Here is a 25,669-nt window from a genome sequence, read left to right as displayed (position 1 = left end):
TTAACCCGTGCAGCTTTGGGAACGCGCAGAGAAATTGTTATTGCAATACCAACTTCACATTGGCGTTTTGCAAACCGCGCTGTTTTACTTCAGCCAAAGTTTTGTTAACGGCATACTTTTGGTTGATTGAGTTGATCAACTCGGTTTGGTTGTGCTTCTTAGCAACGCCCCACAGGTCAGCGATTAGGTCAAAAGAACCATCGCCATTGCGAGACCAGCCGAGGTCATATTCGCCTTCCAACACGGCAACGATGTCAGAACGGACACGCTGACCGTTATAACCACGGACATCAGCTTCAGTCTTTACGCTGATACCGAGGTCGCGCAAGGAAGCCTTGAGGATTTCGGCATCGGTGATTTTGGTACGCAGGGTGCTAAAGTGAGACATTTGGGTTTCCTCCAATGAGAAGATTGAGAAAAACGACAACGGTTTGTTTTGGGCGAAGCCGCGCTTAACAGGATGCGGCTTTTCTTATAACTGCTAGCATTTTCAGCTAGCCTTTCCCCCTGGGATGGCAGAGGAAAGCTTTTAAAACTCCATTCGCTGATATTCAGCTACGGAGGATGCTGCGGGGCGTGCGCGCTGTCTGGCCCAATCTCTCAGAGCCGTTACTTGTTCTTGCATCGTTCGAGACAGCGGCAATGTTGCCTTCAGTGCAGCAATAATATCTAGTTGGGTGAACTCCCGATCTTGGGCAAAAGCTTCATACATTGCCGCAACGATCGCTTGTTCAATTTCTGCCCCAGAAAAGCCATCAGACATCTTGGCTAGTTGCTCAAGATCGAATCGAGAGATGTCTTCACGGCGCTTGGTCAGATGAATGTTGAAAATTTGCTGCCGTTCTTCCGGTGTTGGCAAATCGACAAAGAAAATTTCATCAAATCGTCCTTTCCTCAAGAACTCGCCAGGTAAGCGTTCTACTCTGTTGGCTGTTGCCATCACGAACACTGGTGATTTCTTATCTTGCATCCAGGTGAGGAAAGAGCCGAAGATTCTACTTGAAGTCCCCCCATCAGAATCAGAGGAACCTCCACTACCAGCAAAGGATTTATCTAATTCATCGATAAACAAAATCGCTGGAGAAATAGATTCTGCTGTTTTCAGGGCGTTTCGCAGATTTGCCTCACTTCGTCCCACCATTGAGCCGTCGTAGACTCGCCCCATATCTAACCGCAACAGTGGTAAACCCCACAGTCGGGAAGTAGTTTTGGCAATCAATGACTTACCGCAACCGGGAACTCCTAAAATTAACATCCCCTTTGGTTGAGGCAAACCGTACTCTCTCGCTCTTTCTGTGAAAGCGTTAGAGCGTTGCTTGAGCCATCTTTTTAACTCTTCTAAGCCACCTACAGCATCAATAGTTTCATCTTCTTCAATATATTCTAAGATGCCATTACGCCGAATTAGTTGCTTTTTCTCAGATAAAACGATGTCTACTTCATCTTCCGTTAAACGCTCTTTAGTTACCTGTGCCTTACGGTAGACTTTCTCCGCTTCATCTTTAGTTAGACCCAAAGCAGCTCTGAGAAGTTTTTCTCTGGCTTCTGTTGTCAGTCGCCGACCGCGATTTTGCTCTATATGGTGAGTTAATACTTTATTCAACTCAGCCATATCTGGCAATGTAAAGTCGAGAACGACAACTTCTTTTTCCAGTTCTATAGGTACTTGTTGCATCGGAGACATCAAAACGATGTTCTTTTGCATACCTTTGAAACTAGCGATCGCATCACGTAGCGATCGGTTAGTTGCAGGCGCATCTATAAAGGGATGTAAATCTTTAAGAATAAATATACTTGCTTCTTTCTGCCGGATAATCCACTCAATCGCCGCCTCTGGAGATACGGTATTATGTTGCGTAACATTCCGGGGTTGACCATACTCAACAATTCCGTGTGTTACTGTCCAAACAAATACCCGACGCTGGGGCTTTAACAACTGGGCGATAGTGGAAATTGCTTGCTCGGCCCGCTCTTCCTCGGAGGTAACAAGGTAGATTAAAGGGTATTGAGCTTGAATTAGGATCTTGAGCTCTTCGTTCATACTTCGACCTACTTGAGACCTTATAGAGACAGTAGAGACATTGCTTCTGGTAAAGACAACCGAATCATGAATATCTATCTAGCAAGGAACTAACTCTTCCTCACCCTTGGGATTGCTTTTATCTTCATCCATCTCATCGAGAGAAAGATGCTCTTGACCAACTACTCCTGGTTGATTGCCTAAAGTAACCAGTTCCCCATCACGTAAGACTAGTGAGCTATCACAAGTTGGGCATGAATAAACTCTATGAGTCCGCCCATAAGAAGAGTCTTCTAACTCGTCAACCAATTCTTGATTGGATAGGTAAAAACCAAGGGCACGTTCGGCAAGTTCTGACATTGGCTCGGAATCAACTGCTGAACGAATCTTCAGTTTTCTGTGCAACTCTGGCGATAAATACAAAGTGACCTTTTGCTTAGTTTGCGTTTGCATATAACTCTTTAACGGTCTTACCCGGGTATGTATATCAAGTTATCGGTTCTTTTATTGGTTGTCAAGACAGTAAAACGTTTTAACGTCTATTTCGTTACATTTATTTATATTTTGGGTTGCTGGCATCATCATTAGTGGCTCTAGCCCTTGAAATTGAGCGATAAATCGCTCACTACGAATCTCTTAAAATTGATGTGGCAGATTACTAGTTAGCTGATTGAGAATAGTGCAAGATCAGAGTTTCTGGTATTTCCTGGTATTTCTATGAAATCAGTGACTTTGGCAAAATGTGTGATGTAAATGACTACTGCTAATAAAACCTGTAGTTTGGAGCGAAGAATTTATCGGTTTGCCGTCAGCGTTAGCGGAGTTATTGCCGTGTTAATAATTTTGTGGGGTTGTACTGCAAATAATTTTAACGCTGGAGCGATCGCCTGGAAAACTTATAGCAACTCCCGTTATGGCTTTGAATTTCCGTATCCGAGTAACTGGATTTCTTTAGCAGCATCAGAAAATGGTGATGGAATTGCGTTGATTTCACCCCAGAACAAAACGGTGGAAATTCGAGGGTGGGCAAGTCAGCAGCTACCGAATTCGATTGTTACAAACCAAGAATCAGAGAAAAAGCTCAAACCCAACTTTCAAACCGCCCAAGGAGTATCTGGGGTGCTGGTTGTAGAAGTTGATCGACTAGTAGGTTCAATGACACTGACACTAACTCAGAGTCAAGTGAAATACTATTTGCGCGGACGAAGCAAGAGCCAAGATTTTCAAGAATACTATCGTTTGTTTTATTACATTGCCCAGGAGTATCGGATTTTAAAGTTTTAATTGGGCATGGGGCATGGGGCATGAGGGAGATGAGGGAGCAGGGGAGGCAGGGGAGGCAGGGGAAGAAGAATTATTGATTATTGACCAATTCCCAATTGACCAATGCCCAATGCCCAATGCCCAATGCCCAATGCCCAAAATCCACATCTCCCCCAGAATGATGATTGAGAGGGTACAGAAACCTGATAGATTTAGCTATCAGCGAGTAAAAACTGGTGAAGATGAAAGTCCTGGTTATTGGTGGTGATGGATATTGCGGTTGGGCAACTGCTCTTTACCTTTCCAATCGAGGTTATGAAGTTGGAATTTTAGATAGTTTGGTGCGGCGGCACTGGGATAATGAACTTGGTGTCGAAACTCTCACTCCGATCGCACTAATTCAACAACGTCTCCAGCGCTGGCAAGATTTGACGGGTAAATCGATCGACTTGTTCATCGGCGATATTACGAATTACGAGTTTCTCCATAAAACATTACAGCAATTTCAGCCAAATGCTCTGGTGCATTTTGGCGAACAGCGTTCGGCCCCATTTTCCATGATTGACCGAGAACATGCAGTTGTTACTCAGGTCAATAATGTAGTTGGGACGTTGAACTTGCTGTACGCTATGCGGGAAGATTTCCCCGACTGTCATTTGGTGAAGCTGGGGACGATGGGCGAATACGGTACACCCAATATTGATATTGAAGAAGGGTATATCACCATTGAACACAATGGACGCAAGGATACCCTACCTTATCCCAAGCAGCCCGGTTCAATGTACCACTTAAGCAAAGTCCATGATAGTCATAACATCCACTTTGCTTGCCGGATTTGGGGATTGCGGGCAACTGATTTAAATCAGGGTGTAGTTTATGGCGTCTTAACCGAAGAAACGGGGATGGACGAACTATTGATTAATCGGCTGGATTACGATGGTGTGTTTGGTACTGCACTAAACCGCTTTTGTATTCAAGCAGCAATTGGACATCCGTTAACTGTCTACGGTAAAGGTGGACAAACTCGCGGATTTTTGGATATTCGGGATACAGTCAGATGTGTGGAATTAGCGATCGCTAACCCTGCCGAGGCTGGTGAATTCCGCGTATTTAACCAATTTACCGAACAATTCAGCGTCGGCGACTTGGCATTGATGGTGAAAAAAGCTGGTAACGCTATGGGATTGAATGTAGAAATCAATCACTTAGATAATCCCAGAGTCGAGAAAGAAGAACATTATTTCAACGCTAAAAACACTAAATTACTCGATTTAGGTTTACAGCCTCACTTGCTCTCTGATTCTTTACTCGATTCTCTGTTAAACTTTGCTATCAAGTATCAGACGCGAGTCGATCATAAGCAAATTCTGCCCAAAGTCTCTTGGCACAGAAATTAAGGTAAACCCCAGTAAATCGTGGGTCTAAAATTAGTCGTCATATTTTAGCACAATATGACGACTAACCAGTTATTATTTATCAGGCGTATCATCCAGCTACTACTAAATTTGCCGTTGACTATAGTTATTTTGACTGTGCATAGTTGATTACACCACGCGAGAGAGTCTATTCTGTGTTTGATACCGAAACGCAAGCAAAGCTGAGATTATCTGCCTGGACTGAATAATTTTTTATGAGAATTGCCCTATTTACCGAAACCTTTTTACCCAAGGTTGACGGCATTGTAACGCGCCTGCGCCATACTGTCGATCATCTCCAGCGCAGTGGTAATCAAGTGGTGGTGATTGCCCCTGATGGAGGCATCACAGAACACAAAGGCGCTAAAGTTTACGGCGTTACTGGCTTTCCTCTGCCATTGTACCCAGAATTGAAAATGGCACTTCCCCGCCCAGCCATTGGTTACGCTTTAGAAGAGTTTAAGCCTGATATTATTCATGTCGTTAATCCAGCAGTTTTAGGTTTATCTGGCATATTTTATAGCAAAATCCTCAAAATCCCCTTAGTAGCGTCTTACCATACGCATTTACCCCAATATCTCCAGCATTACGGCTTGGGAATGCTTGAGGGTTTTCTTTGGGAACTGCTCAAAGGCGCTCATAATCAAGCTGCTTTGAATCTGTGTACCTCCACAGCAATGGTGGAGGAATTGACAGCACATGGTATTGAACGTGTAGATTTATGGCAACGTGGGGTAGATACAGAATTATTTCATCCCGATTTAGCTAGTGTAGAGATGCGATCGCGTCTATCACAAAATCATCCAGAAAGTCCATTACTACTTTACGTTGGGCGACTTTCGGCTGAAAAAGAAATTGAGCGTATCAAACCAATCTTAGAAGCAATTCCCGAAGCGCGGTTAGCATTGGTTGGAGATGGCCCCCACCGTGAAGCATTGCAAAAACACTTTGCTGGCACAAACACTTATTTTGTTGGCTATCTTATGGGGCAAGAGTTAGGCTCTGCCTTTGCGAGTGCTGATGCCTTCATCTTTCCTTCCCGGACAGAAACACTAGGCTTAGTACTACTAGAAGCGATGGCTGCTGGCTGTCCCGTGGTAGCAGCCCGTTCCGGGGGAATTCCTGATATTGTCACAGATGGGGTAAATGGATATCTTTTTGAGCCAACAGCAGATATTCAAGGAGCGTTAGCTGCTACTGTTCGACTCTTAGAACAAAAACAACAACGAGATATCATCCGTCAAAATGCCCGCCAGGAAGCAGAAAGCTGGGGTTGGGCAGCTGCTACCAAGCAGCTACAAGATTACTATCAAAAGGTGATATTTTCTGAACAGTTGGCAAAATAAGGGAGTGGGGAGATGAGGGAGCAGGGGAGTCTGGGGAAGAAGAATTAATAACCATACCCTATGCCCAAAATCTAAAATCTAAAATTCCGATGAGCGAAACAAACTCATGATACAAGCCCATTTATTTATGGGGATTATTAATTTTGAATGCGTGAATTTTTAATTCGGAGCGAAGCAACGTGACACTCCCCAACTCTGGCAGCGTCTTGGCTACATTAACTGAACTGACTCAAGTTAATCGCGCTCATGCCCTACTGCGTCGCGTCAAAGACTTATCTGTTAATGAATTTGTTTGCTTACTCGACTTTATAACTGCTGAGTTCCAGCAATTTCTGAGAGCTATTGAATTGATCAATAATGAAGCTCTAGAAACTATGTTGGAGAAAGTATTAGAAGCTATCACACTCAAAATTGGTCAAATTCTCCAAGCAGAACATACAGCCATTTTTTTAGTTGATTATGACAAAGGTCAACTGTGGTCAAAAGTTCCTCAAGATAATACCCAAAAATTCTTAGAAATTCGTACTCCCATTACAGTGGGTATTCCTGGCCATGTTGCTAGTACAGGTCAATATCTAAATATATCTGAAACTTATACTCATCCTCTATTTAGCCCAGAACTTGAAAAACAAATGGGCTACAAAATCCGTAATATTTTATGTATGCCCGTTATCAGTAGCAAAAACCAGACTGTAGCGGTAGTGCAACTAGCTAATAAAACCGGGAATGTTCCGTTTAATCATGATGATGAAGAACGTTTTCGAGACTTTGCCGCTTCGATTGGTATTATCCTGGAAAGCTGCCAATCTTTTTATGTAGCGGCTCGGAATCAAAGAGGCGCAACGGCTTTGTTGCGGGCAACTCAGACACTGGGGCAAAGTTTAGATTTAGAAGCGACTTTGCAGATAGTCATGGAACAAGCTCGAATTTTAATGCAAGCAGACCGCAGCACACTGTTTTTATATCGTAAAGAGCTAAACGAACTCTGGACGAAAGTTGCAGCAGCAGCAGATGGCACAAACTTGATAGAAATTCGCATTTCCGCTAACCGTGGCATTGCTGGATATGTAGCTTCCACTGGTGAAGCCTTAAATATTTCTGATGCTTATAAAGACCCCCGTTTTGACCCGACTACAGATAAAAAAACTGGTTATATAACTCGCAATATCTTATGTTTACCAGTGTTTAATTCTGCAAATGAATTGATTGGCGTTACACAATTAATTAATAAGCAACAAAGCAGTTTTACTGCTTCTGATGAAGAGTTTATGCGGGCTTTTAATAATCAGGCAGGAATTGCCTTAGAAAATGCTCGGCTGTTTGAAAATGTACTGTTAGAAAAACAATATCAAAAAGATATTTTACAAAGTCTGTCAGATGCCGTGATTTCTACAGATATGGCAGGACAGATTGTCACGATTAATGATGCAGCCCTAGAGTTGCTGGGTTGTCCGATAGGAGACGCTAATAGTAAAAACAACAAGCTTTTGTGGGAACAAAATTTGATTGGTCGCCTAGTGTGGGAAGTTGTCCCAATTGAAAATCTCCAAATGCGATTAGAAGATAGTCTAAAAACTGGAGCTAAACATTATGTGCCAGAGCAAAGTTTGATGCTGGGAGTGCATCAAGTTATAAGTGAGGAGTTAGGAGTTAAAAGTGAAACTCAATACTTAGCATTCAGTACTCAGCACTCAATTTTAGCAGTGCGCGATCGCACTAACCCCGATATTTTTATTCCCTGGAATCAACCCCTCACTCCCCAATCTGAGTTTCTCACTTCTAATGAAGTACAAACATTAGAGCGCAATATCAATCTTACTGTTAATCCTCTGACTAACCCAGAAGGCGGTGTACGCGGTGGTTTGGTGGTCTTAGAAGACATTACTCAGGAAAAACGGATGAAAACTACCATGTCCCGCTACCTGACGCCCCATGTCGCTGAACAAGTTATGGCATTAGGGGAAGATGCTTTAATGGTAGGCGAACGGAAGGAAGTAACTATATTATTTTCTGATATCCGAGGCTACACAACACTTACGGAAAATCTCGGTGCAGCAGAGGTGGTATTGCTGCTCAATCAGTATTTTGAAACGATGGTGGAGGCAGTTTTTAACCACGAAGGCACTCTTGATAAATTTATTGGTGATGCCTTAATGGCGGTATTTGGTGCGCCGCTACCATTGACAGAAAATCATGCTTGGAGGGCTGTACAGTCAGCGTTAGATATGAGACGCCGCTTAGAGGAATTTAACCAACGACGAATTATCCAGGCGCAGCCGCAAATTCGTATTGGGATTGGGATTAGTTCTGGGGATGTGGTTTCGGGTAATATTGGTTCCCGCAAACGGATGGATTACACCGTCATTGGAGATGGTGTAAATTTAAGTTCGCGCTTGGAAGCAGTAACTAAAGATTACGGTTGTGATATTCTATTAAGTGAATTTACTTACCAATTGTGCAGCGATCGCATTTGGGTGCGCCAGTTAGATAAAATCCGCGTCAAAGGGAAACACCAGGCTGTTAATATCTACGAGTTAGTTGGCGATCACAATACTCCCCTAGATGCCAACACTCAAGAATTTTTATTTCACTATCATACTGGACGCACTGCTTATTTATCGCGCAACTTCTCACAAGCGATCGCTTGTTTTGAGTCTGCCAAATCTATCCAACCCCAAGACCAAGCTGTTGATATCCACCTAGAGCGTGCGCGTAATTATCAACAAACGCCGCCTCCAGAGTCCTGGGATGGTGTCTGGACAATGCTTACTAAGTAGTCATTTGTCATTTGTCATTGGTCATTTGTCAATTCCCCATGCCCAATGCCCAATTCCCCATTCAACCTTGAGTCTCTCCCTGGTCATCTTGAAAGGGATCTTCGCCAATTCCTAGCTCTTTTTTTGAGCGTTTCAACTGTTTCCACAGATCCTTTATTTGTTCGTAAGCTGCACCTGGAGGCACTTTTCCGCCTGTTTCTAAGTTGCAAATGTAACTTACCCGTTGAGCAAATTCCTGGAGATTTGCATTAAAAACCAAGTTTTCTGGCTTAACCTGACCGTAGTAGCGACCACGAGGGAAGAGAAAATCATCCTTGTTCACTATTTTTTTGTCCATTTATTCAATTCACCTTGTGTTTGGGGTTCTGAAGCTGAATCACTAGCAAACCTAATCTTTCTTTTTGTCAGATTGGGGTAAATCAGATCATCCAACTCCTTTCCCAATTGGTGATGCAGGAATTGGTTGATTCAGATTTGAGACTAGAGGATAAAGCTTGAAATACTTTATTATGTTGTAAATATTACAAAAAAAGTTTCCGCTAAAGTAACTAGAGATAATATTTGATTTTCCTCCCTGTTGTCAATTTATCTCATCTTAATTTATGAAATTCAAATTGTAATTAGCTTCGGTCAAAACTTTTAGGTACAAATTATTATCATATACCAGTATGTTTTAGTAACTTATTCTCTCAAAACTAATTCCAATTCTGATAGTAAAACTACTTAGGTAATCATACTAGATATGAAAGTCAATTGTCCTCTGTTAAAAGTTACAGATTTAGTTCTAAATATTTGGCAACTGGCTATTAAGCAGCGATCGAGAAGACAAAATTGGGCTGGGTATTGGTTATTAATTTTTTTACCCTGCCCCTGCTTCCTCTTAAATAATCACCAATGGCTAATAGTTAATAACTAAAGATAAAATGGTGAAGCCTCAAAGGACAATTTTTGTCCATCGCCTAAAACACTACCTGCCACCATGTCTGTTAATTCCAAGTTATACGAAGGCAAAGCAAAAATTCTTTATACAACGGACGATCCAGAAGTCTTGTTGGCTGATTTTAAAGACGATGCCACAGCGTTTAACGCCCAAAAGCGTGGCAACATCGAAGGAAAAGGAAAAATTAATTGTAGCATTTCTAGCCAGCTTTTTAAACAGTTAGAGGATTATGGTATAAAGACTCACTTTATCGATAGTCCTGCCCCGAATCAAATGCGGGTGAGAGCAGTAAAGATTTTACCCTTAGAAGTGGTGATCAGAAATATTGCTGCTGGCAGTTTGTGTCAGCAAACTGGTTTACCAGTGGGTACAATTCTGAAACAGCCTTTGGTTGAGTTCTATTATAAAAACGATCCATTAGGAGATCCTTTGTTGACACGCGATCGCCTGTACCTGCTAGAACTGGCGACTGCGGAACAAGTAGACGCAATTACACATCTTGCATTGCAAATCAATGAATTTCTTAATAACTTTTGGCAACGGTGTGGCATTACCCTAGTAGACTTCAAATTAGAGTTTGGTTTGGACTCACAACAGCAGTTACTCTTGGCAGATGAAATTAGCCCCGACACCTGTCGTTTATGGGATACCGCAGAAAAGGACTCAAACCGCCGGGTAATGGACAAAGATCGCTTTCGCCGAGACTTAGGAAATGTAGAGGATGCCTACCAGGAGGTCTTACAAAGAGTGCTAAAAGCAGTAGAAACTATAAGTTAACCAAGTAAAAACCAAAAGGTGAGAAGGAATTATATTTAACTTTTGCCTTTTGCCTTTTGCCTTGTAAAGTAAAAAAGCAAAAGAAAAAAATTATGTTTTGAAATTTTACCTTTGGCATAAGGGCATTATTGCCTTGTGATGGTGTGTGTGTGGTCGTGAAGAGGAATATAAGTAAAATGCGTTTATCTCCCGTATTGCTGGCAGCAGTAGCAATTGCAGCCCCTTTGGGTGGCTCATTGAGTGCGAATGCAGAAACCGCCAACAATTCCAAACAGACAACAGAAGTTTTGACACTAGAAAAAAATCAACACCCAGAAAAGGACACTGGTCAGGTTAACTCTAGTAAAAGTTTAGAATCTCAACCTAAATCTACAGCAACTATAGAGGCAGAGCGTCCCCAATCCCGCGTCGTCGCAATTTACCCTGCCAACCCAGTAGCAAGCGCGGCCCCAAAGGTAATTGTGCCAACCTCCACAACGCCAAGAACTGCACAAACCCCTGAAATTAATAATCCCAGTCCTACTCAACAGCCGTCTCCGGCTCCAGACATTCCACCGCCAGAAATTCAACAACCAACGCTTTCCCCAACTCCTGAGACCACTCCAGTCCCAGAAAATGTAAATCCACCGACAACAGAACCTTTATTACCCACAACTCCAGAACCATCAGCTACTCCAGATATCCCCCCCCCAGCTAGCCAACAAAGAACACCTACGTTATTCCCAGGCGCTACTCCCAGTCCCCAGAATGTAAATCCACCGACAACTCCGGGCAATACTCCATTCCCAGGTGCTACTCCCAGTCCGCAGAATGTTAACCCACCGACAACTCCGGGCAATACTCCATTCCCAGGCACTACTCCCAGTCCGCAGAATGTTAATCCACCGACAACTCCGGACAATACTCAACCCAACACAGCCCCAGAAGCCAATGACCCCCGCGTACTGGTATCAGAAGTAGTAGTTAGATCCCAAGCTGGGCAACTATCACCAGAACTGGAAAGCCAAGTTTACAGAGTAATTCGTACCCAACCAGGACAAACAACTACCCGCAGCCAACTGCAAGAAGATATTAACGCTATCTTTGGTACTGGCTTCTTCTCCAACGTCCAAGCAGCGCCAGAAGATACCCCCTTGGGAGTGCGGGTAAGCTTTGTTGTCCAGCCTAACCCCGTCCTCAGTAAAGTAGAAGTGCAAGCCAATCCTGGCACTGGTGTCCCTTCTGTACTACCAGCAAACACTGTGGATGAAGTCTTTCGGGAGCAGTATGGCAAAATTCTCAATTTGCGTGACTTGCAAGAAGGCATCAAGCAGTTAAACAAGCGGTATCAAGACCAAGGTTACGTCCTAGCTAACGTAATTGGAGCGCCACAAGTCTCTGAAAGCGGAGTTGTTACCTTACAAGTAGCAGAAGGGGTAGTAGAAAATATTAGAGTCCGGTTCCGCAACAAGGATGGACAAGAAACAGACGAGAAAGGACAACCAATTCGGGGACGGACACAGGAGTACATCATTACCCGAGAAGTGGAGTTGAAGCCAGGACAAGTATTCAATCGCAACACAGTGCAAAAAGACCTACAGCGCGTGTATGGACTAGGACTGTTTGAAGATGTGAACGTGTCCCTTGACCCTGGTACCGACCCCAGCAAGGTGGATGTAGTAGTGAATGTAGCTGAACGCAGCAGCGGCTCTATTGCGGCTGGGGCAGGGATTAGTTCTGCTAGCGGACTTTTTGGAACAGTTAGCTATCAACAGCAAAACCTGAACGGTAGAAACCAAAAACTGGGGACAGAAATACAGGTGGGAGAACGGGAACTGCTGTTTGACGTGCGGTTTACCGACCCCTGGATCGCAGGAGATCCTTACCGGACTTCCTACACAACCAATATTTTCCGTCGCAGTTCTATTTCGTTGATTTTCGATGGTAAAGATGAAGATATTAGGACGTTTGATCCGGGTAATCCCACCGATGTAGATTCTCAGGATCGCCCCCGGATTCTCCGTGTAGGTGGTGGTGTTACCTTTACCCGTCCCCTCTCTGCAAATCCCTATAAAACTTCTGTCTGGACTGCCTCAGCGGGTTTACAGTATCAACGAGTTTCTGCTCGTGATGCTGACGGCAATCTGAGAAAAACAGGAGCGGTATTTGATGATGATACTGGAAACCGCCTCAGTGATGAAATTCCACTGACCCTCTCTAGCGGCGGTCAAGACGATTTACTACTGTTACAAGTAGGGGCACAGCGCGATCTCCGTAATAACCCCCTGCAACCCACTAGTGGTTCTTATCTCCGCTTTGGAGTCGATCAGTCAGTCCCTGTGGGGCTAGGCAACATCTTCCTGACCAGATTCCGGGGTAGCTACAGCCAATATTTACCCATTAAGCTGATTAGCCTCAGCAAAGGGGCACAAACCTTAGCATTTAACCTGCAAGCAGGAACCATCATTGGAGACTTACCTCCCTACGAAGCTTTTACCCTTGGGGGTAGTAACTCCGTCCGGGGTTATGAAGAAGGAGCATTAGGTAGTGGACGCTCTTATGTGCAAGCATCAGTTGAGTATCGGTTTCCAGTTTTTTCAGTAGTCAGCGGGGCACTATTTTTTGATCTTGGTAGTGACCTGGGAACTAGTACTAGGGCTGCTGAAGTGTTGAACAAAAATGGCAGTGGCTTTGGCTATGGTCTTGGCGTTCGCGTCCAATCTCCACTGGGGCCGATTCGGATTGACTACGGTATCAACGATGATGGTGACAGTCGGATTAATTTCGGTATTGGCGAAAGATTTTAAGTAATTAGGAGTTAGAAGTTAGGAGTTATGAGTTTTAATTGCTCATTTTTCACTGTTAACTCATAACTTTTCTGGATTAGCTTGCTAATTGTTACATTTACCTCAATACTGTTCCGATAAAGGGATTAATGACATTTTTCAGGGAATATCAGGGATTTTACCAAAACAGACGATGAACAATACTAAAGGAAATATATTAACTTTTCGGCTATGCGACAGCACACTCTAGCAGCCCAAATCACCCAAATAGGGGTGGGACTGCATAGCGGTGTGAATACCCAGGTGCGGATATTACCAGCCGAAGCGGGAAGTGGACGCTACTTTGTGCGGGTGGATTTACCGGATTTGCCAATAATTCCAGCCCAAGTTGCAGCAGTTAGTCACACTGTTCTCTCAACTCAGTTGGGTAAAGGTGAGGTATATGTTCGCACGGTAGAGCATTTGTTGGCAGCACTTTCGAGTATGGGTGTGGATAATGCCCGAATTGAAATTGATGGCCCAGAAGTCCCACTTTTAGATGGTTCAGCAAGTGTGTGGACAGCTAATATTGCCCAAGTTGGCTTAGTCCCACAACTCGTTAACAACCAAGTTCCCTGGGCTATTACAGAACCAATATGGGTCTATCAAGGGGATGCCTTTGTATCTGCCCTTCCAGCAGCAGAAACCCGCTTTAGTTACGGTATTGATTTTGACCTGCCCGCTATTGGTAATCAATGGCATAGTTGGTCGCTAACTCCTGAACTAGAAAAAACTTCTGCTAGCTTTGCTGCGGAAATCGCTCCTGCTCGTACTTTTGGGTTACTGCATCAAATTGAACACTTACAAAAAACAGGGTTAATTAAAGGTGGCAGTTTGGATAATGCACTCGTTTGTGGCCCAGAAGGCTGGCTAAATCCACCGTTGAGATTTGCAAATGAGCCAGTCCGTCATAAAATCTTGGATTTAGTAGGAGATTTGAGTTTACTTGGAACTTTTCCTCGTGCTCATTTTTTAGCGTATAAAGCCAGTCATAATTTACACATTCAACTGGCTCAGAAAATTTTAGATTTTGGACTTCGGCTGCGCTCAGTCGAACAATTTTAGATTTTAGATTCGATCTAAAGTTTACATCCAGGATTATTAAGGCTTTGGATATACGCTTGCCTACTCAACTTTTAGATAAAAAATCAACTACACGGCCAATGTCAATCCTCACTGAAGTGAATACCATCGATACGACTACACCTACATCTACCGAACCACAGGGTATAAATGAGATTACAATCAGTTCTGAGATTAAAACAACTTTCACATCTGAAGAAATTCAGAAATTACTACCCCATCGCTACCCATTTTTACTTGTAGACAAAATCATTGACTACGTGCCAGGTAAAAAAGCTGTTGGAGTTAAAAATGTCACTATCAACGAACCCCATTTTCAAGGACATTTCCCTGAACGTCCACTGATGCCAGGGGTGCTAATTGTTGAAGCAATGGCACAAGTTGGAGGCATTGTCTTAACTCAAATGTCTTCGGTAGAAGGCGGGTTGTTCGTCTTCGCTGGTATCGATAAAGTTCGCTTTCGTCGCCAGGTCGTGCCGGGGGATCAACTACTAATGACGGTGGAACTGTTATGGGTAAAACAACGTCGTTTCGGTAAGATGCAAGGTCGTGCCGAAGTTGATGGTCAACTTGCTTGTGAAGGGGAATTAATGTTCTCTTTAGTTAGCTAAAAGTTTGCTTTCGTGGTATGGGTATAGCCGTGAAATGCCCCTACTGAATCCTGTTTCAGGATAACAGTTAAAAAATCCACAATAGCATCTGAGTAATTTCTTGATTTTCGCCGCCCTCTCTACGAGACGCACTCACAAACACACTTAACTTGCTTTGCCCGACACTTTCGTTCACTGAAATATTTCACACTCAACAACGCCAGTCGCCTCAATGGGGCGGTAGTCGGTACAACTCTCTTAAGCAGAGTAACGCGCTGCCTCAGAAACCCCGCCTGGCGCTGGATTATTAAGACAGTTCTGGAGATTCACCCTTGAAAACGCTAATTCATCCAACTGCTGTAATTCATCCGAAATCGGAACTCCACCATACAGTGCAAGTCGGTGCCTATGCTGTGATTGGAGCGCATGTTAAAGTGGGCCCTGAAACAATAATCGGCGCTCATGCAGTGCTAGAGGGGCCTTGTGAAATTGGGGCGCAAAATCAGATTTTTACTGGTGCAGCCATCGGTATGGAACCCCAGGATTTGAAGTTTGTAGGAGAACCAACCTGGGTGAAAATTGGTGATAACAACTTGATTCGTGAGTACGTTACCATTAACCGCGCTACCGGTGCTGGTGAAGCTACGGTAATTGGCGATGGTAATCTTTTGATGGCTTATGTCCATGTGGCTCATAACTGCGTCATTGAAGACCAAGTAGTGATTGCTAACTCTGTGGCGTTGGCGGGTCATGTCCATATAGAATCACGCGCTAGGCTAAGTGGGGTTTTAGGTGTCCACCAATTTGTGCATATTGGTAGACAAGCAATGGTGGGAGGTATGGCACGTATTGACCGGGATGTGGCCCCATATATGCTGGTGGAAGGAAATCCAGCGCGGGTGCGAACCCTCAATCTTGTCGGACTCAAACGGTCTGGTATGGACTCAGCAGATTTGCTTTTGCTAAAAAAAGCCTTCCGCATTCTCTACCGTTCTGATTTGTCTTTTAAGGATGCTTTGGAACAGTTGGAATTGTTAGGGGATAGCGAAGAATTGCAGCATCTGCGACGCTTCCTTCTACTTTCTCAGATGCCTGGAAGACGTGGCTTGATTCCCAGTAAAGGGAAAAAAGGCGCAAGTGATGAATCGTGAGATGTAAGATATATCATGTCTGTCGAATTACCCATAATCACCCCACCCCCAACCCCTCCCCGCAAGCGAGGAGGGGAGCAAAAGCGTAGCTGATGAGGTGGGATTATGAGGAATTGTGGTTAATTTTCCAGACATCATAATTTATGAGTTATGAGTTGATAAATTGAATTTTTAACTCCTAACTCCTCATTTTTAGTAATTACCAATTATCAAATGCGGATATTTATCAGCACTGGCGAAGTATCTGGCGATTTACAAGGGTCGCTACTAATTTCAGCGCTGAAGCGTCAAGCTGCGGCGATTGGGTTGGAATTAGAGATTGTGGCGCTGGGTGGCGAAAAAATGGTAGAGGCTGGGGCAATTTTGCTGGGAAATACCAGTAGTATTGGCTCAGTGGGTATTCAAGAAGGGCTGCCTTATATTTTACCAACTCTTCAGGTGCAACGACGGGCGATCGCTTCCCTAAAGCAAAATCCCCCTGACTTGGTAGTGCTGATCGATTATATGACTCCCAATCTGGAAATTGGGACTTATATGAAACAACATCTGCCAGATGTGCCTGTGGTGTATTACATTGCTCCGCAAGAGTGGGCTTGGTCAATAAGTTTGCGAAGAACTAACCGGATTGTTGGTTTTACAGATAAGCTGTTGGCAATCTTTCCACAAGAAGCCCGTTACTTTCGCGAGAAAGGCGCAAAAGTTAGTTGGGTGGGACATCCTTTGGTTGACCGAATGCAAGATGCTCCTAGTAGGGAAGCAGCTCGTGCAACATTGGGGATTGCACCAGAAGAAATTGCGATCGCACTCCTCCCCGCCTCTCGCCGTCAAGAACTAAAATATCTTTTACCAATTATTTTTCAAGCTGCCCAAACTATTCAAGCAAAATTACCTGAAGTTCGTTTCTGGATTCCCCTATCGCTAGAAGTTTATAGACAGCCAATCGAAGAGGCTATTGAGCGTTACGGTTTACGGGCGACAGTTATATCAGGTCAACAAATGGAAGTTTTTGCTGCGGCTGATTTAGCCATTAGCAAATCTGGTACTGTCAATCTAGAACTGGCTCTGTTAAACGTGCCACAGGTTGTAGTTTATCGCCTCAGTCGTCTGACTGCGTGGATCGCTCGGAAAATTCTTAAAGGTTCTATAACCTTCGCATCGCCACCTAATTTAGTCGTGATGAAGCCGATTGTGCCAGAATTTTTACAAGAGCAAGCCACAGCAGAAAATATTACCCAAGCAGCGATGGAACTGCTACTCAATCCCAGTCGCAGAGAGCAAACTTTGCTAGATTATGAAGAAATGCGGCAAAGTTTGGGAGAAGTTGGGGTTTGCGATCGCGCTGCTCAAGAAATTTTGCAAATGCTATGAGGGACTGGGGACTGGGGACTGGGGACTGGGGACTAGGAACTGGGAAAATTTTGTATATTTAATACTCTATACTTAATACCCAATTCCCAATCTCTAATACCTAATACCCAATCCCCAGTCCCTAATCCCTTTAGAGGTGTCATGGCTTATGAGATGAAAAAACAACGAGCGATCGCAGTTGATTTATTCGCTGGTGCGGGCGGTATGACTCTTGGCTTTGAGCAAGCTGGTTTTGATGTGCTGGCGTCTGTGGAAATCGACCCGATCCATTGTGCAACACATGAGTTTAACTTCCCTTATGCGAGAGTGTTATGTAAAAGTGTTGTGGATACTACCGGGGAAGAAATTAGGAATCAGTCTGAAATTGGCGATCGCGAAATTGATGTGGTTATTTGTGGCTCACCATGTCAAGGATTTTCCCTAATTGGTAAACGGGCTGTTGACGATCCTCGAAACTCTTTGGTATTTCACTTTCATCGACTGGTTATTGAACTAAAACCGAAATTCTTTGTGATGGAAAATGTCCGGGGGATAACGGTTGGCGAACATAAACAAATCCTCCAAACATTAATTAGCGATTTTAGAATTCACGGCTATAAAGTAGAAGAAAATTATCAAATTCTCAACGCTGCAAATTACGGAGTACCACAGTCCCGTGAGAGATTATTTCTTATAGGTGCAAGGGAGGATGTAGAGTTAGCGAAATATCCTCAGCCGATTACTAAACAAGCTTTACTAAATAATTTAAATTCTCAAAAAATATCTGACATTCCATTGAGTCCTACAGTATGGGATGCAATTGGAGATTTACCTGAAATAGAACAATATCCAGAGTTACTAACAAGAGATTGGGTTGTTGCAGACTATGAAAAGCCTAGTAACTATGCTCTTGTACTTCGCGGGATCAAATGCCTAAATGATGATTATTCTTACAAACGAGAATATGATTTGCGAATACTTTCTTCAAGTTTAAGAACAAAACATTCTGCGGAAACTGTTAAACGTTTTCAGGAGACTCAACAAGGCGAAAGAGAAAAAATTAGTCGTTTTCATAAGCTACATCCTGGTGGTGTCTGTAATACTTTAAGAGCCGGAACGGATAAGTATAGGGGTTCTTTCACATCTCCTAGACCGATTCATCCATCTACGCCGCGCTGTATCACCGTCAGGGAAGCGGCGAGATTGCATTCTTACCCCGATTGGTTTAGATTTCATGTAACCAAATGGCACGGATTTCGACAAGTTGGTAACTCTGTACCACCGTTACTAGCAAAGGCTGTGGCGTCAGAAATTATTCGCAGTTTGAATATTTCGCCTTTTAAGCCGAGTTTGGGATACAAGTTGCCAGAGGAGAAGCTATTACAATTTAATATGTCGCAAGCGGCACAATATTATCAGCGGGACTGATAAGAATACACTTTGTAATATGTGCAAGGTTAGGCTAAGTCCAAGCACGGAAGAATGTACTATCTTCCCAGACATTAGCAGCCCGCCCTGCGATGGCTGTTAATTCTTCTTTTTTAAGAGGCACAAAAGCTCTCGCTATCTTGACATTATTCTCTAATTGTGTAACCGTCTCTGCTGCAATTACACAACAATTAACTCCAGGCTGAGACATTGTGTAACCTAAAGCTTGCTCCATACCTGCCAACCCACCTGATTTAAACAGCCGACCATAAGCCGGGACTTTCATCGCAATCACACCGACATTTTTTTCTTGAGCAACTGGTAAAACTACTGGGATAAATGGATGTGGGTGGTGTTTGTCGGCAGCATTTACAGGAATCAGTGTAGTGTGAAAAGGATAGCGACGTAACCCTTCAGCAATTACTTGAGGGTCGTGATGTCCGGTGATCCCAGCAAAGCGCACCAATTTTTGTTCTATGGCTTCTTCTAAAGCTTTAATTGCACCAGATGCACTAAAGATGGTGTCGAGTTCTTCAGAAAAAGAGACGTGATGCAACTGCCACAAATCGAGATAATCTGTATTGAGACGTTTCAGCGATCGCTCCAATTCTCGCCATGCACCATCACGATCTCTTCGATCGGTCTTGCTTGTGAGAAACACCTTTGAGCGATGGGGTGGTAGCACTTTCCCTAAATAATCTTCACTCGGCCCATAACTAGCTGCTGTATCAAAATAGCGGATACCAAGTTCCAGCGCTCTTTGAATAATTGCTGTAGCATCACCCTCTTTTCCTTCCCAGGATAGTGGCGTTTGTCCTGCTCCTCCTAACCCGAAGATCGGGAGTTTTACTTCTGTGCGTCCCAGTACCCGCTCTGGCATAGTTGCTGACGGTGTTGCGGTGTTGGTAGTATTTTGCTGTAAAGCATTAGTTGCCACAATACCTCCAGTCACAGCAATGCTGGTAATTAGGAAATTACGCCGCGTTTTTCCTTCTGTCATGATTGGGTTCGGGGGCGAATTACTTTTATTATAAATTCTAATTACGTGCGATCGCGCTACTTGCCAGCGATCGCATTTTTATCAGCGTAGTTAAGATTTTTCTGATATTCTATGATTTTTTGCTGGGCTACTACATAATTGGGGCTAGAAGATGGCACGTTTTTCATAAGTGCGATCGCACCTTTCCAATGACTCACAACTGTCTTCCACTCATCTGGAGATTTTGCTGATTGAGTCAAGTTAGCTGCATTAATTGCTTGATTTACTGCCTCTCGAAATGTATCAGTTTCAAGTAACACTATCGGCGAGTCTGAAGTCACTGGTGAGGGTGTAACTAATACAGGCTTTGATGGTATTTGTGTTGGAATCTTAGAGGTTAAGGGAAGTATTTCTACGAATTTTGAAGAAGAGTATATTCCTAGAGAAATTGAAAATATTATAAAAACGAACAAAAACTTTTTATTTAAATTACGATCCTTCCGTCGAGACTCCATTATTAAATTTTGCCCATTGTTCGATAAAATATTTGATTTTGTTGTGTGCAATCCCATTTCTCCACGCAATTTATCGAGTTCTTTTTCTGTACTTTTTTCTGTCTATAAATTAATATTTGATTTATTGGTATCTTCTTCTTTATTACCAGAATAAGCAGATATTATTCGGTTTTTTACCAAATATTCAATTTGATAAATCAATGCCCCAGCATAAATATAGAATAGCCCAAATATTAAGATGATATTATTGATATTTTCTATTTGTGTATAGTATTCAATTCGTCTGTCGTAGCTAGGATAAAATAATGGTAGAAGGATCGTAGAAAAAAAAGCTGCTATCAGTGTAGAAATTGCAATTACAAGCCAAGCGTACAATCCTTCCCACCAACTCATTAATCCTGGTAATAATCCCTGTGTCGTACCTATTTCCGGTGCCTGAATTTCTGAGATAAATCGACTAATGAGCAAGTGTAAGCAGTGATGAGTTAAAGAAATTATCGGAATTGGAGATAAGATTAACAATATTGTAAATATTAAAAATAATTCCGGGCTACGTACGAAATATACGATGTCATAACCTAGCTTTCCAGTATTTTGAACTATAAATATAATAACTCTCAAAAATAGAGTCAAAATCAATGCTTTGAACCAAGAACTAGGATAAGGAAACCATAAAGGCCAGTAAAACGTTTGTAGCTTTTGCTTAGTAACTTCTTGAGTATTCGGCTGTTTCATAACCAATAACTAAATCCAAACAACTAAGATAATATCTTCCATCTCAGGATTTCCTATTTACAGGTAAAAGCAAGATTTTCAAAATTTTTCCAATCCTATATTTAAAATTCATATAAATTTATTAAAATTATTATAAAACCCCATATTTTAGGTTCTATCTCTGCACCTATGCGTGAGATAAATTAAATATTATCGTTCCTTGGTAATCACAGAGCTACCATTACTAATACTTACTTTTTGAATAAAAACGTTAGTAGAAGATGATAAAATATCAGTACTAATTTGATTAGCAATAAATTCAAAATCTTGGTTTGTTAATCCCTGCGCAGTATCGCCACTTAAGTTAATATAAATAGTTAGATTTTGAGGATTACTAGAAGAGTGTTCATCATCTACTGGTTCTAAATCAGCTTCTACCATGCCCAAATCAAACTCTTTACTCCAAGTCGGAAACTCCTTACCTGTTTGTTGTCCATAAATTTTGACTCTTTCAACAGATGCAGCCCCTAAAGCTGTTAACCCTTTGCGGATAAATGCAACTAAAATTTGCTGATTTAGTACTTGGGCAGATTCTAGCGTTACCTCTAAGCAAGCATCTTGGAAAGCAACTTTTGCGTTGATCCCTTTGGGGTATAAGTGGCGGTTCATCAGAGATGCGATCGCTTCTGCATCTCCCTGTTTTGCAAGTTTTAGAATATTTGGCTGTGTCATAACCAGTAAAAAAGAAAATCTAGAAAAATAAACTTATATTCTCAGGATTCCCTCTTGACAGCCTTAAGTAACACTGTAATGTAAGATATCAGCTAACCTGGGCTAAAATATTTAGTATAAAGATAGTCATTCACAGACTTTTACAAAAATATATTTTCCCTGTATCAACATCAAAAACTCTTGTTTTTGTGCTTGCCAAATTAACAGGATTAATATTAATCAGTTAATTCCAATTTTCAATATGAAGTTTTACCGAGATCGTGTTTGGCCTTCGACGCTAGAAGAAGCCATAGTTATCCAAGAAACGCTGCAAAATCAAGTAATTACTGAAGATCAACTACAAGAACCTATTCAGTACGTTGCTGGTGTAGATATGGGTTTTGAAGCTGATGGAACAATTAGCCGTGCTGCTGTTGCAGTGCTGAGTTTTCCTGATTTGCAAGTAATCGAGACAAGCCTAGCACATCGTCCTACAACCTTTCCTTATGTTCCTGGGTTCCTCTCATTTCGGGAAATTCCAGCCGTACTCGATGCCCTGGAGAAAATTAACACAACACCAGATATCATTCTATGTGATGGTCAAGGAATTGCTCATCCCCGCAGATTAGGTATAGCTAGCCATTTAGGGTTACTTATAGATATGCCGACAATTGGTGTAGCTAAGTCGAGGTTGATAGGTAAGCATGAAGAATTGGCAGAAACCAAAGGCAGCACGCAACCACTAATATATAACGGTGAAACCATTGGGGCAGTTTTGCGATCGCGCACAGGAGTAAAACCTCTGTATATTTCCAGTGGTCATCGAATTAGTTTACCGACTGCGATTGACTATGTATTACGCTGCACGCCCAAATATCGACTGCCAGAAACTACACGTATTGCTGATAAATTAGCGTCGAATAGATAAAGCTTGTTGAAGTTTTTTCTAAATACTTGCTTGCACCTACTCAATCGTGTTAGGAATCGCACAGAAAGAAGTTGAAGTAGCTAAATACCACTTACAAAGTTAGAACAATGAACGCACTAACTTTACATTGGCACGATGCAGGCCAAGATAAAACTCAGAATATTTACGAACAACAGCCAAGTCAAAATCATGGCACTGTCCGCATCGGTCGCGATCCCCTCCGGTGCGATATTGTTCTGAGTCATCCTACTGTATCTGGACTCCACGTTGAAATATTTTTTCATCACCAGCAACAGCGTTTTTATATCAGGAATTTGCGATCGCAAAATCCCCCCGTTGTCGATGGACGGCAATTAGTCCAAGGTGAAATGCCTTTAACTGAGGGTACTAGCATCTCTTTGGGACAAATAAAACTCAACGTTACAAGCGTTTCCACGGGTAGTATTCCAGCAACAATTTTGCTCCCACCCAATCCAGCACTAAATCTCGGACATCACCATCATCCACAAACACCCCCCGCACCACCGCCAGGAGTTTATGGCTTAGAATGCCCCAAATGTCATAAAGTTTCCCCAGGAGAGAATCTACAAATTGGCTGTCATTGGTGTGGGACATCTTTAGCTGCGGCTGTGAGTGTGTTGGTAGCACGGGGTAGTTGAGCAGGGGAGAAATCAATTCAAAATTCAAGTTGCGCTGGAAGCGCACCAAAGGTGCGACTCAAAATTCAAAATTGAAGATTCAATCCCCATACTCAATGCCCAATGCCCAATGCCCAATGACCAATGACAAATGACCAATGACAAATGACAAATGACCAATGACTTACAAATCCAATTAAGTTGGGAAGAACCAGCGACAGGCGAACGGCGAGAACCACTGTTAAATGTGCCGATCGCTTTTGGTCGAGAATTTGCTCGCTTACCTGCTGAACTCAGAGGAATGCGGGTTTCTCGGATGCTGCTTAACAGTAACGAAGTTTCTCGCTACCATGCCCTAATTGACTGGGAACAAGACCATTTAGTAGTGATTGACCAAGGTAGCGTTAACGGTGTCTATGTCAACGGTCAACCACAAACGCGTAGTGTTCTAGTTAATGGCGATACGTTGCAAATTGGCCCTTATCTAATCGCAGTGACATTTGGTGCTAGCGCTGCTGCACCAGATACTAGCCCCCCTTCAACGATTCACTTCAACGCAAATACCAATCGCCCAGACCCCAGCTTACCTGTACAGCCGCTAACGCCTGTGGCAAGTAATTTCCCGCCATTGGCGTTTCAGGCACAAAAAGTCTCTGTGCAAGCACTTCATGCTACAGGATTACCAGTAGATGAATCTGATTATCTAGCGATCGGGGCGGGATTGGGTAGCTTTTTATGGACTGATTTGTTGCGAATTAGTGGTGTACCTGCTGACAAAATTGTGGCTTTGGGATTAGAGGCAGAACCTTATGCCCGTTACAAACGCCTCTGTCTGAATTCGCAAATTCCTTTATATGAAAGACTGCGTTCTAATTCTGATTCTTGTCCCGATAATATTTGGGGTTGGCCTAGTTATGCCTTGCGTGAAGCTTGGGGAGACTTAGCTAAGGGACAGATGAAGTCAGCATTCAAGTATTTATGGCAAGTGTTTGCTGAACCAACATTTGCAGAAACTTATACTCCCCGTGCGGGTAATGTCTTTGATTCCATAGATAGGGAGACGAAGCGCATAGGCTGGAATCAAATTTATCGCTATGGGCGAGTTAGAGTAATTCGCAAAACTGATGATGGCAGATATTGCGTAGCCTATTCTCGCGGCCCGGGAAATTATGCTTTTTTAGTTAGTCGTTATTTACATTTAGCTACTGGATATCCAGCAATTCAGTTTCTCCCAGATTTGCAAGCTTATAGGGAAAAATATCAAGATTTTACATCTGTCGTCAATGCTTATGAAGCTCACGATCGCGTTTATGAGCAACTAGAGCAACATGGTGGTACGGTATTGATTCGGGGGCGGGGAATTGTGGCTTCGCGGATTGTGCAGCGAATTTATGAAGCCAGAAAACGAAATCGGAATATTGCAGTTTTGCATTTAATGCGATCGCCTAAACCCCAAGGTAACAAATTTCAAAATACCCAGCGCCTAGTCAAAAATCATTACGAATTTCAACCATTTAACTGGCCGAAAGCCTGTTGGGGCGGCGAACTCCGGGCAATGTTAGAAAAAGCCACCCCCGATGAACGCAAGCGTTTACTAGCAGACTGGGGTGGAACTACCACCGCCGACCGCCGAGATTGGCAGCAAATTACTGCCCAAGGGTTAAGCGAAGGTTGGTATCAAATTACCTTCGGTGAGGTTTTGGATGTGGAACGAGATGCCCAAAACCGGACTATTACCCGTATCCGAGAGCAAAGCTTTGGGGAAAAGAAATTGTTCGCTGACTTTATTGTTGATGCTACTGGACTGGATGCCAAAGTAGATGCCAATCCCCTCTTGGCAGATTTGGTGAAACATTACAATTTACCAGTGAATCATCTGGGGCGATTGACTGTAGCGAACAATTTTGAATTAGTAGAAATGCGTAGCGATCGAGGTCAAATGTATGCTGCGGGGGCGATTACTTTAGGTGGCCCTTATGCCGCAGTTGATAGTTTCTTGGGCTTGCAATACGCTGCATTAGTCGCCGTTGATGGACTCGCCGCCGCTCGTGCGCCTGGAGTTCAAAGGTTGAATGTTTTAAGTTCCTTTAGTCAGTGGTTGAAGTGGGTGTTAAATCAATCACCTTAGTATTAGGAGGCAGGGGGCAGGGGGCAGAAGGCAGAAGGCAGGAAGGATGGAGTATTTATCTGAACCTATCCCACTAATACCAAAATGTGATAATCTACTTTCTGAATAAGAGGGG

The 25,669-nt window shown here is 43.0% G+C and carries 23 protein-coding genes; 15 read left to right on the top strand and 8 right to left on the bottom strand.

Translation table 11 applies throughout. From position 1 onward, the window contains the following. Nucleotides 1–37: 37 nt before the first annotated feature. The 3 genes from RMZ95_RS21150 to RMZ95_RS21140 all read right to left on the bottom strand — a co-directional run bounded on the left by RMZ95_RS21150 (nt 38) and on the right by RMZ95_RS21140 (nt 2,473). Nucleotides 38–388, bottom strand: coding sequence for a DUF1257 domain-containing protein (locus tag RMZ95_RS21150; RefSeq protein ID WP_094350625.1), 351 nt, complete (start codon nt 386–388; stop codon nt 38–40). A gap of 141 nt (nt 389–529) precedes the next feature. Next, the gene (locus RMZ95_RS21145) at nt 530–2,041 is read right to left on the bottom strand and encodes an AAA family ATPase (protein ID WP_322671475.1); all 1,512 of its coding nucleotides are present in this window, start codon (nt 2,039–2,041) and stop codon (nt 530–532) included. Between the two features lie 78 nt (nt 2,042–2,119). Continuing rightward, entirely contained in the window at nt 2,120–2,473 is a 354-nt protein-coding gene (locus RMZ95_RS21140; RefSeq protein WP_322685956.1) for a hypothetical protein, read from the bottom strand. 300 nt (nt 2,474–2,773) lie between these two features. On the opposite strand from RMZ95_RS21140, the gene RMZ95_RS21135 reads away from it, so the two are divergent. From RMZ95_RS21135 to RMZ95_RS21115, 5 genes are all read left to right on the top strand, one after another. Continuing rightward, entirely contained in the window at nt 2,774–3,304 is a 531-nt protein-coding gene (locus RMZ95_RS21135) for a hypothetical protein (protein ID WP_322685955.1), read from the top strand. A gap of 13 nt (nt 3,305–3,317) precedes the next feature. Further along, complete coding sequence (locus RMZ95_RS21130) at nt 3,318–3,551, top strand: hypothetical protein (protein WP_322685954.1); 234 nt, start codon at nt 3,318–3,320, stop codon at nt 3,549–3,551. Next, on the top strand, nt 3,526–4,680 hold the full coding sequence (locus RMZ95_RS21125) for an NAD-dependent epimerase/dehydratase family protein (RefSeq protein WP_100899423.1): 1,155 nt from the start codon (nt 3,526–3,528) through the stop codon (nt 4,678–4,680). Before RMZ95_RS21130 ends, RMZ95_RS21125 begins: the two co-directional genes overlap by 26 nt. Nucleotides 4,681–4,913: 233 nt before the next feature. Further along, nucleotides 4,914–6,044, top strand: a complete 1,131-nt coding sequence (locus RMZ95_RS21120; protein ID WP_322685953.1) for a glycosyltransferase family 1 protein — start codon at nt 4,914–4,916, stop codon at nt 6,042–6,044. Between the two features lie 179 nt (nt 6,045–6,223). Further along, nucleotides 6,224–8,821 (top strand): GAF domain-containing protein, encoded by a 2,598-nt coding sequence (locus tag RMZ95_RS21115; RefSeq protein ID WP_322685952.1) that lies wholly within the window; start codon nt 6,224–6,226, stop codon nt 8,819–8,821. A 61-nt stretch (nt 8,822–8,882) separates the two neighbouring features. Here RMZ95_RS21115 and RMZ95_RS21110 read toward each other — a convergent pair whose 3' ends face one another. Next, nucleotides 8,883–9,158 (bottom strand): hypothetical protein, encoded by a 276-nt coding sequence (locus tag RMZ95_RS21110; RefSeq protein WP_322685951.1) that lies wholly within the window; start codon nt 9,156–9,158, stop codon nt 8,883–8,885. 642 nt (nt 9,159–9,800) lie between these two features. On the opposite strand from RMZ95_RS21110, the gene purC reads away from it, so the two are divergent. The 7 genes from purC (at nt 9,801) to RMZ95_RS21075 (ending at nt 18,941) form a co-directional block, all read left to right on the top strand. Next, nucleotides 9,801–10,538: a phosphoribosylaminoimidazolesuccinocarboxamide synthase gene (gene purC, locus RMZ95_RS21105; protein WP_322685950.1), complete on the top strand. Its 738-nt coding sequence runs from the start codon at nt 9,801–9,803 to the stop codon at nt 10,536–10,538. 176 nt (nt 10,539–10,714) lie between these two features. After that, on the top strand, nt 10,715–13,324 hold the full coding sequence (locus RMZ95_RS21100; RefSeq protein ID WP_409883344.1) for a BamA/TamA family outer membrane protein: 2,610 nt from the start codon (nt 10,715–10,717) through the stop codon (nt 13,322–13,324). Between the two features lie 210 nt (nt 13,325–13,534). Beyond that, the gene (gene lpxC / locus RMZ95_RS21095) at nt 13,535–14,407 is read left to right on the top strand and encodes a UDP-3-O-acyl-N-acetylglucosamine deacetylase (RefSeq protein ID WP_322685948.1); all 873 of its coding nucleotides are present in this window, start codon (nt 13,535–13,537) and stop codon (nt 14,405–14,407) included. Between the two features lie 98 nt (nt 14,408–14,505). Continuing rightward, entirely contained in the window at nt 14,506–15,036 is a 531-nt protein-coding gene (fabZ, locus tag RMZ95_RS21090) for a 3-hydroxyacyl-ACP dehydratase FabZ (RefSeq protein WP_322671485.1), read from the top strand. A gap of 311 nt (nt 15,037–15,347) precedes the next feature. Next, nucleotides 15,348–16,166 carry an acyl-ACP--UDP-N-acetylglucosamine O-acyltransferase gene (lpxA, locus tag RMZ95_RS21085; RefSeq protein ID WP_322671486.1) on the top strand — a complete coding sequence of 273 codons (819 nt, stop codon included), beginning with the start codon at nt 15,348–15,350 and terminating at the stop codon, nt 16,164–16,166. Between the two features lie 213 nt (nt 16,167–16,379). Further along, nucleotides 16,380–17,534: a lipid-A-disaccharide synthase gene (gene lpxB / locus RMZ95_RS21080; protein WP_322671487.1), complete on the top strand. Its 1,155-nt coding sequence runs from the start codon at nt 16,380–16,382 to the stop codon at nt 17,532–17,534. Between the two features lie 141 nt (nt 17,535–17,675). Further along, nucleotides 17,676–18,941, top strand: coding sequence for a DNA cytosine methyltransferase (locus tag RMZ95_RS21075; protein ID WP_322685947.1), 1,266 nt, complete (start codon nt 17,676–17,678; stop codon nt 18,939–18,941). A gap of 34 nt (nt 18,942–18,975) precedes the next feature. Here the strand turns inward: RMZ95_RS21075 and RMZ95_RS21070 are convergent, their stop codons facing one another. From RMZ95_RS21070 to RMZ95_RS21055, 4 genes are all read right to left on the bottom strand, one after another. Further along, entirely contained in the window at nt 18,976–19,941 is a 966-nt protein-coding gene (locus tag RMZ95_RS21070) for an aldo/keto reductase (protein ID WP_322685946.1), read from the bottom strand. A 56-nt stretch (nt 19,942–19,997) separates the two neighbouring features. After that, complete coding sequence (locus RMZ95_RS21065; RefSeq protein WP_322685945.1) at nt 19,998–20,261, bottom strand: hypothetical protein; 264 nt, start codon at nt 20,259–20,261, stop codon at nt 19,998–20,000. Between the two features lie 276 nt (nt 20,262–20,537). Beyond that, nucleotides 20,538–21,170, bottom strand: a complete 633-nt coding sequence (locus tag RMZ95_RS21060) for a hypothetical protein (RefSeq protein WP_322685944.1) — start codon at nt 21,168–21,170, stop codon at nt 20,538–20,540. A gap of 189 nt (nt 21,171–21,359) precedes the next feature. After that, a complete protein-coding gene (locus tag RMZ95_RS21055) occupies nt 21,360–21,881 on the bottom strand; it encodes a hypothetical protein (protein WP_322685943.1) in 522 nt (173 codons plus the stop codon). A 241-nt stretch (nt 21,882–22,122) separates the two neighbouring features. Here RMZ95_RS21055 and nfi point away from each other — a divergent pair, with 241 nt between their 5' ends. The 3 genes from nfi (at nt 22,123) to RMZ95_RS21040 (ending at nt 25,554) form a co-directional block, all read left to right on the top strand. Continuing rightward, nucleotides 22,123–22,788: a deoxyribonuclease V gene (gene nfi / locus RMZ95_RS21050; protein WP_322685942.1), complete on the top strand. Its 666-nt coding sequence runs from the start codon at nt 22,123–22,125 to the stop codon at nt 22,786–22,788. 107 nt (nt 22,789–22,895) lie between these two features. Next, nucleotides 22,896–23,447 (top strand): FHA domain-containing protein, encoded by a 552-nt coding sequence (locus tag RMZ95_RS21045; RefSeq protein WP_322685941.1) that lies wholly within the window; start codon nt 22,896–22,898, stop codon nt 23,445–23,447. 151 nt (nt 23,448–23,598) lie between these two features. Then, nucleotides 23,599–25,554, top strand: coding sequence for an FHA domain-containing protein (locus tag RMZ95_RS21040; RefSeq protein ID WP_322685940.1), 1,956 nt, complete (start codon nt 23,599–23,601; stop codon nt 25,552–25,554). Nucleotides 25,555–25,669 lie beyond the last annotated feature (115 nt).

This window comes from Nostoc sp. DedQUE07 (assembly GCF_034530975.2).
Taxonomy (GTDB): domain Bacteria; phylum Cyanobacteriota; class Cyanobacteriia; order Cyanobacteriales; family Nostocaceae; genus Nostoc.
This window is presented reverse-complemented; position numbering and strand designations above follow the sequence as displayed.

Bases quoted from the DNA above. Each gene is read 5' to 3' on its own strand.
- RMZ95_RS21060 (WP_322685944.1), bottom strand. From the start codon at position 21,170: ATGAAACAGCCGAATACTCAAGAAGTTACTAAGCAAAAGCTACAAACG.
- RMZ95_RS21110 (WP_322685951.1), bottom strand. From the start codon at position 9,158: ATGGACAAAAAAATAGTGAACAAGGATGATTTTCTCTTCCCTCGTGGT.
- RMZ95_RS21150 (WP_094350625.1), bottom strand. From the start codon at position 388: ATGTCTCACTTTAGCACCCTGCGTACCAAAATCACCGATGCCGAAATC.
- RMZ95_RS21120 (WP_322685953.1), top strand. From the start codon at position 4,914: ATGAGAATTGCCCTATTTACCGAAACCTTTTTACCCAAGGTTGACGGC.
- RMZ95_RS21045 (WP_322685941.1), top strand. From the start codon at position 22,896: ATGAACGCACTAACTTTACATTGGCACGATGCAGGCCAAGATAAAACT.
- fabZ (WP_322671485.1), top strand. From the start codon at position 14,506: ATGTCAATCCTCACTGAAGTGAATACCATCGATACGACTACACCTACA.
- lpxC (WP_322685948.1), top strand. From the start codon at position 13,535: ATGCGACAGCACACTCTAGCAGCCCAAATCACCCAAATAGGGGTGGGA.
- RMZ95_RS21135 (WP_322685955.1), top strand. From the start codon at position 2,774: ATGACTACTGCTAATAAAACCTGTAGTTTGGAGCGAAGAATTTATCGG.
- RMZ95_RS21055 (WP_322685943.1), bottom strand. From the start codon at position 21,881: ATGACACAGCCAAATATTCTAAAACTTGCAAAACAGGGAGATGCAGAA.
- nfi (WP_322685942.1), top strand. From the start codon at position 22,123: ATGAAGTTTTACCGAGATCGTGTTTGGCCTTCGACGCTAGAAGAAGCC.
- RMZ95_RS21125 (WP_100899423.1), top strand. From the start codon at position 3,526: ATGAAAGTCCTGGTTATTGGTGGTGATGGATATTGCGGTTGGGCAACT.
- RMZ95_RS21070 (WP_322685946.1), bottom strand. From the start codon at position 19,941: ATGACAGAAGGAAAAACGCGGCGTAATTTCCTAATTACCAGCATTGCT.
- RMZ95_RS21130 (WP_322685954.1), top strand. From the start codon at position 3,318: ATGGGGCATGAGGGAGATGAGGGAGCAGGGGAGGCAGGGGAGGCAGGG.
- RMZ95_RS21075 (WP_322685947.1), top strand. From the start codon at position 17,676: ATGGCTTATGAGATGAAAAAACAACGAGCGATCGCAGTTGATTTATTC.
- lpxB (WP_322671487.1), top strand. From the start codon at position 16,380: ATGCGGATATTTATCAGCACTGGCGAAGTATCTGGCGATTTACAAGGG.
- RMZ95_RS21140 (WP_322685956.1), bottom strand. From the start codon at position 2,473: ATGCAAACGCAAACTAAGCAAAAGGTCACTTTGTATTTATCGCCAGAG.
- RMZ95_RS21100 (WP_409883344.1), top strand. From the start codon at position 10,715: ATGCGTTTATCTCCCGTATTGCTGGCAGCAGTAGCAATTGCAGCCCCT.
- RMZ95_RS21145 (WP_322671475.1), bottom strand. From the start codon at position 2,041: ATGAACGAAGAGCTCAAGATCCTAATTCAAGCTCAATACCCTTTAATC.
- RMZ95_RS21040 (WP_322685940.1), top strand. From the start codon at position 23,599: ATGACCAATGACTTACAAATCCAATTAAGTTGGGAAGAACCAGCGACA.
- purC (WP_322685950.1), top strand. From the start codon at position 9,801: ATGTCTGTTAATTCCAAGTTATACGAAGGCAAAGCAAAAATTCTTTAT.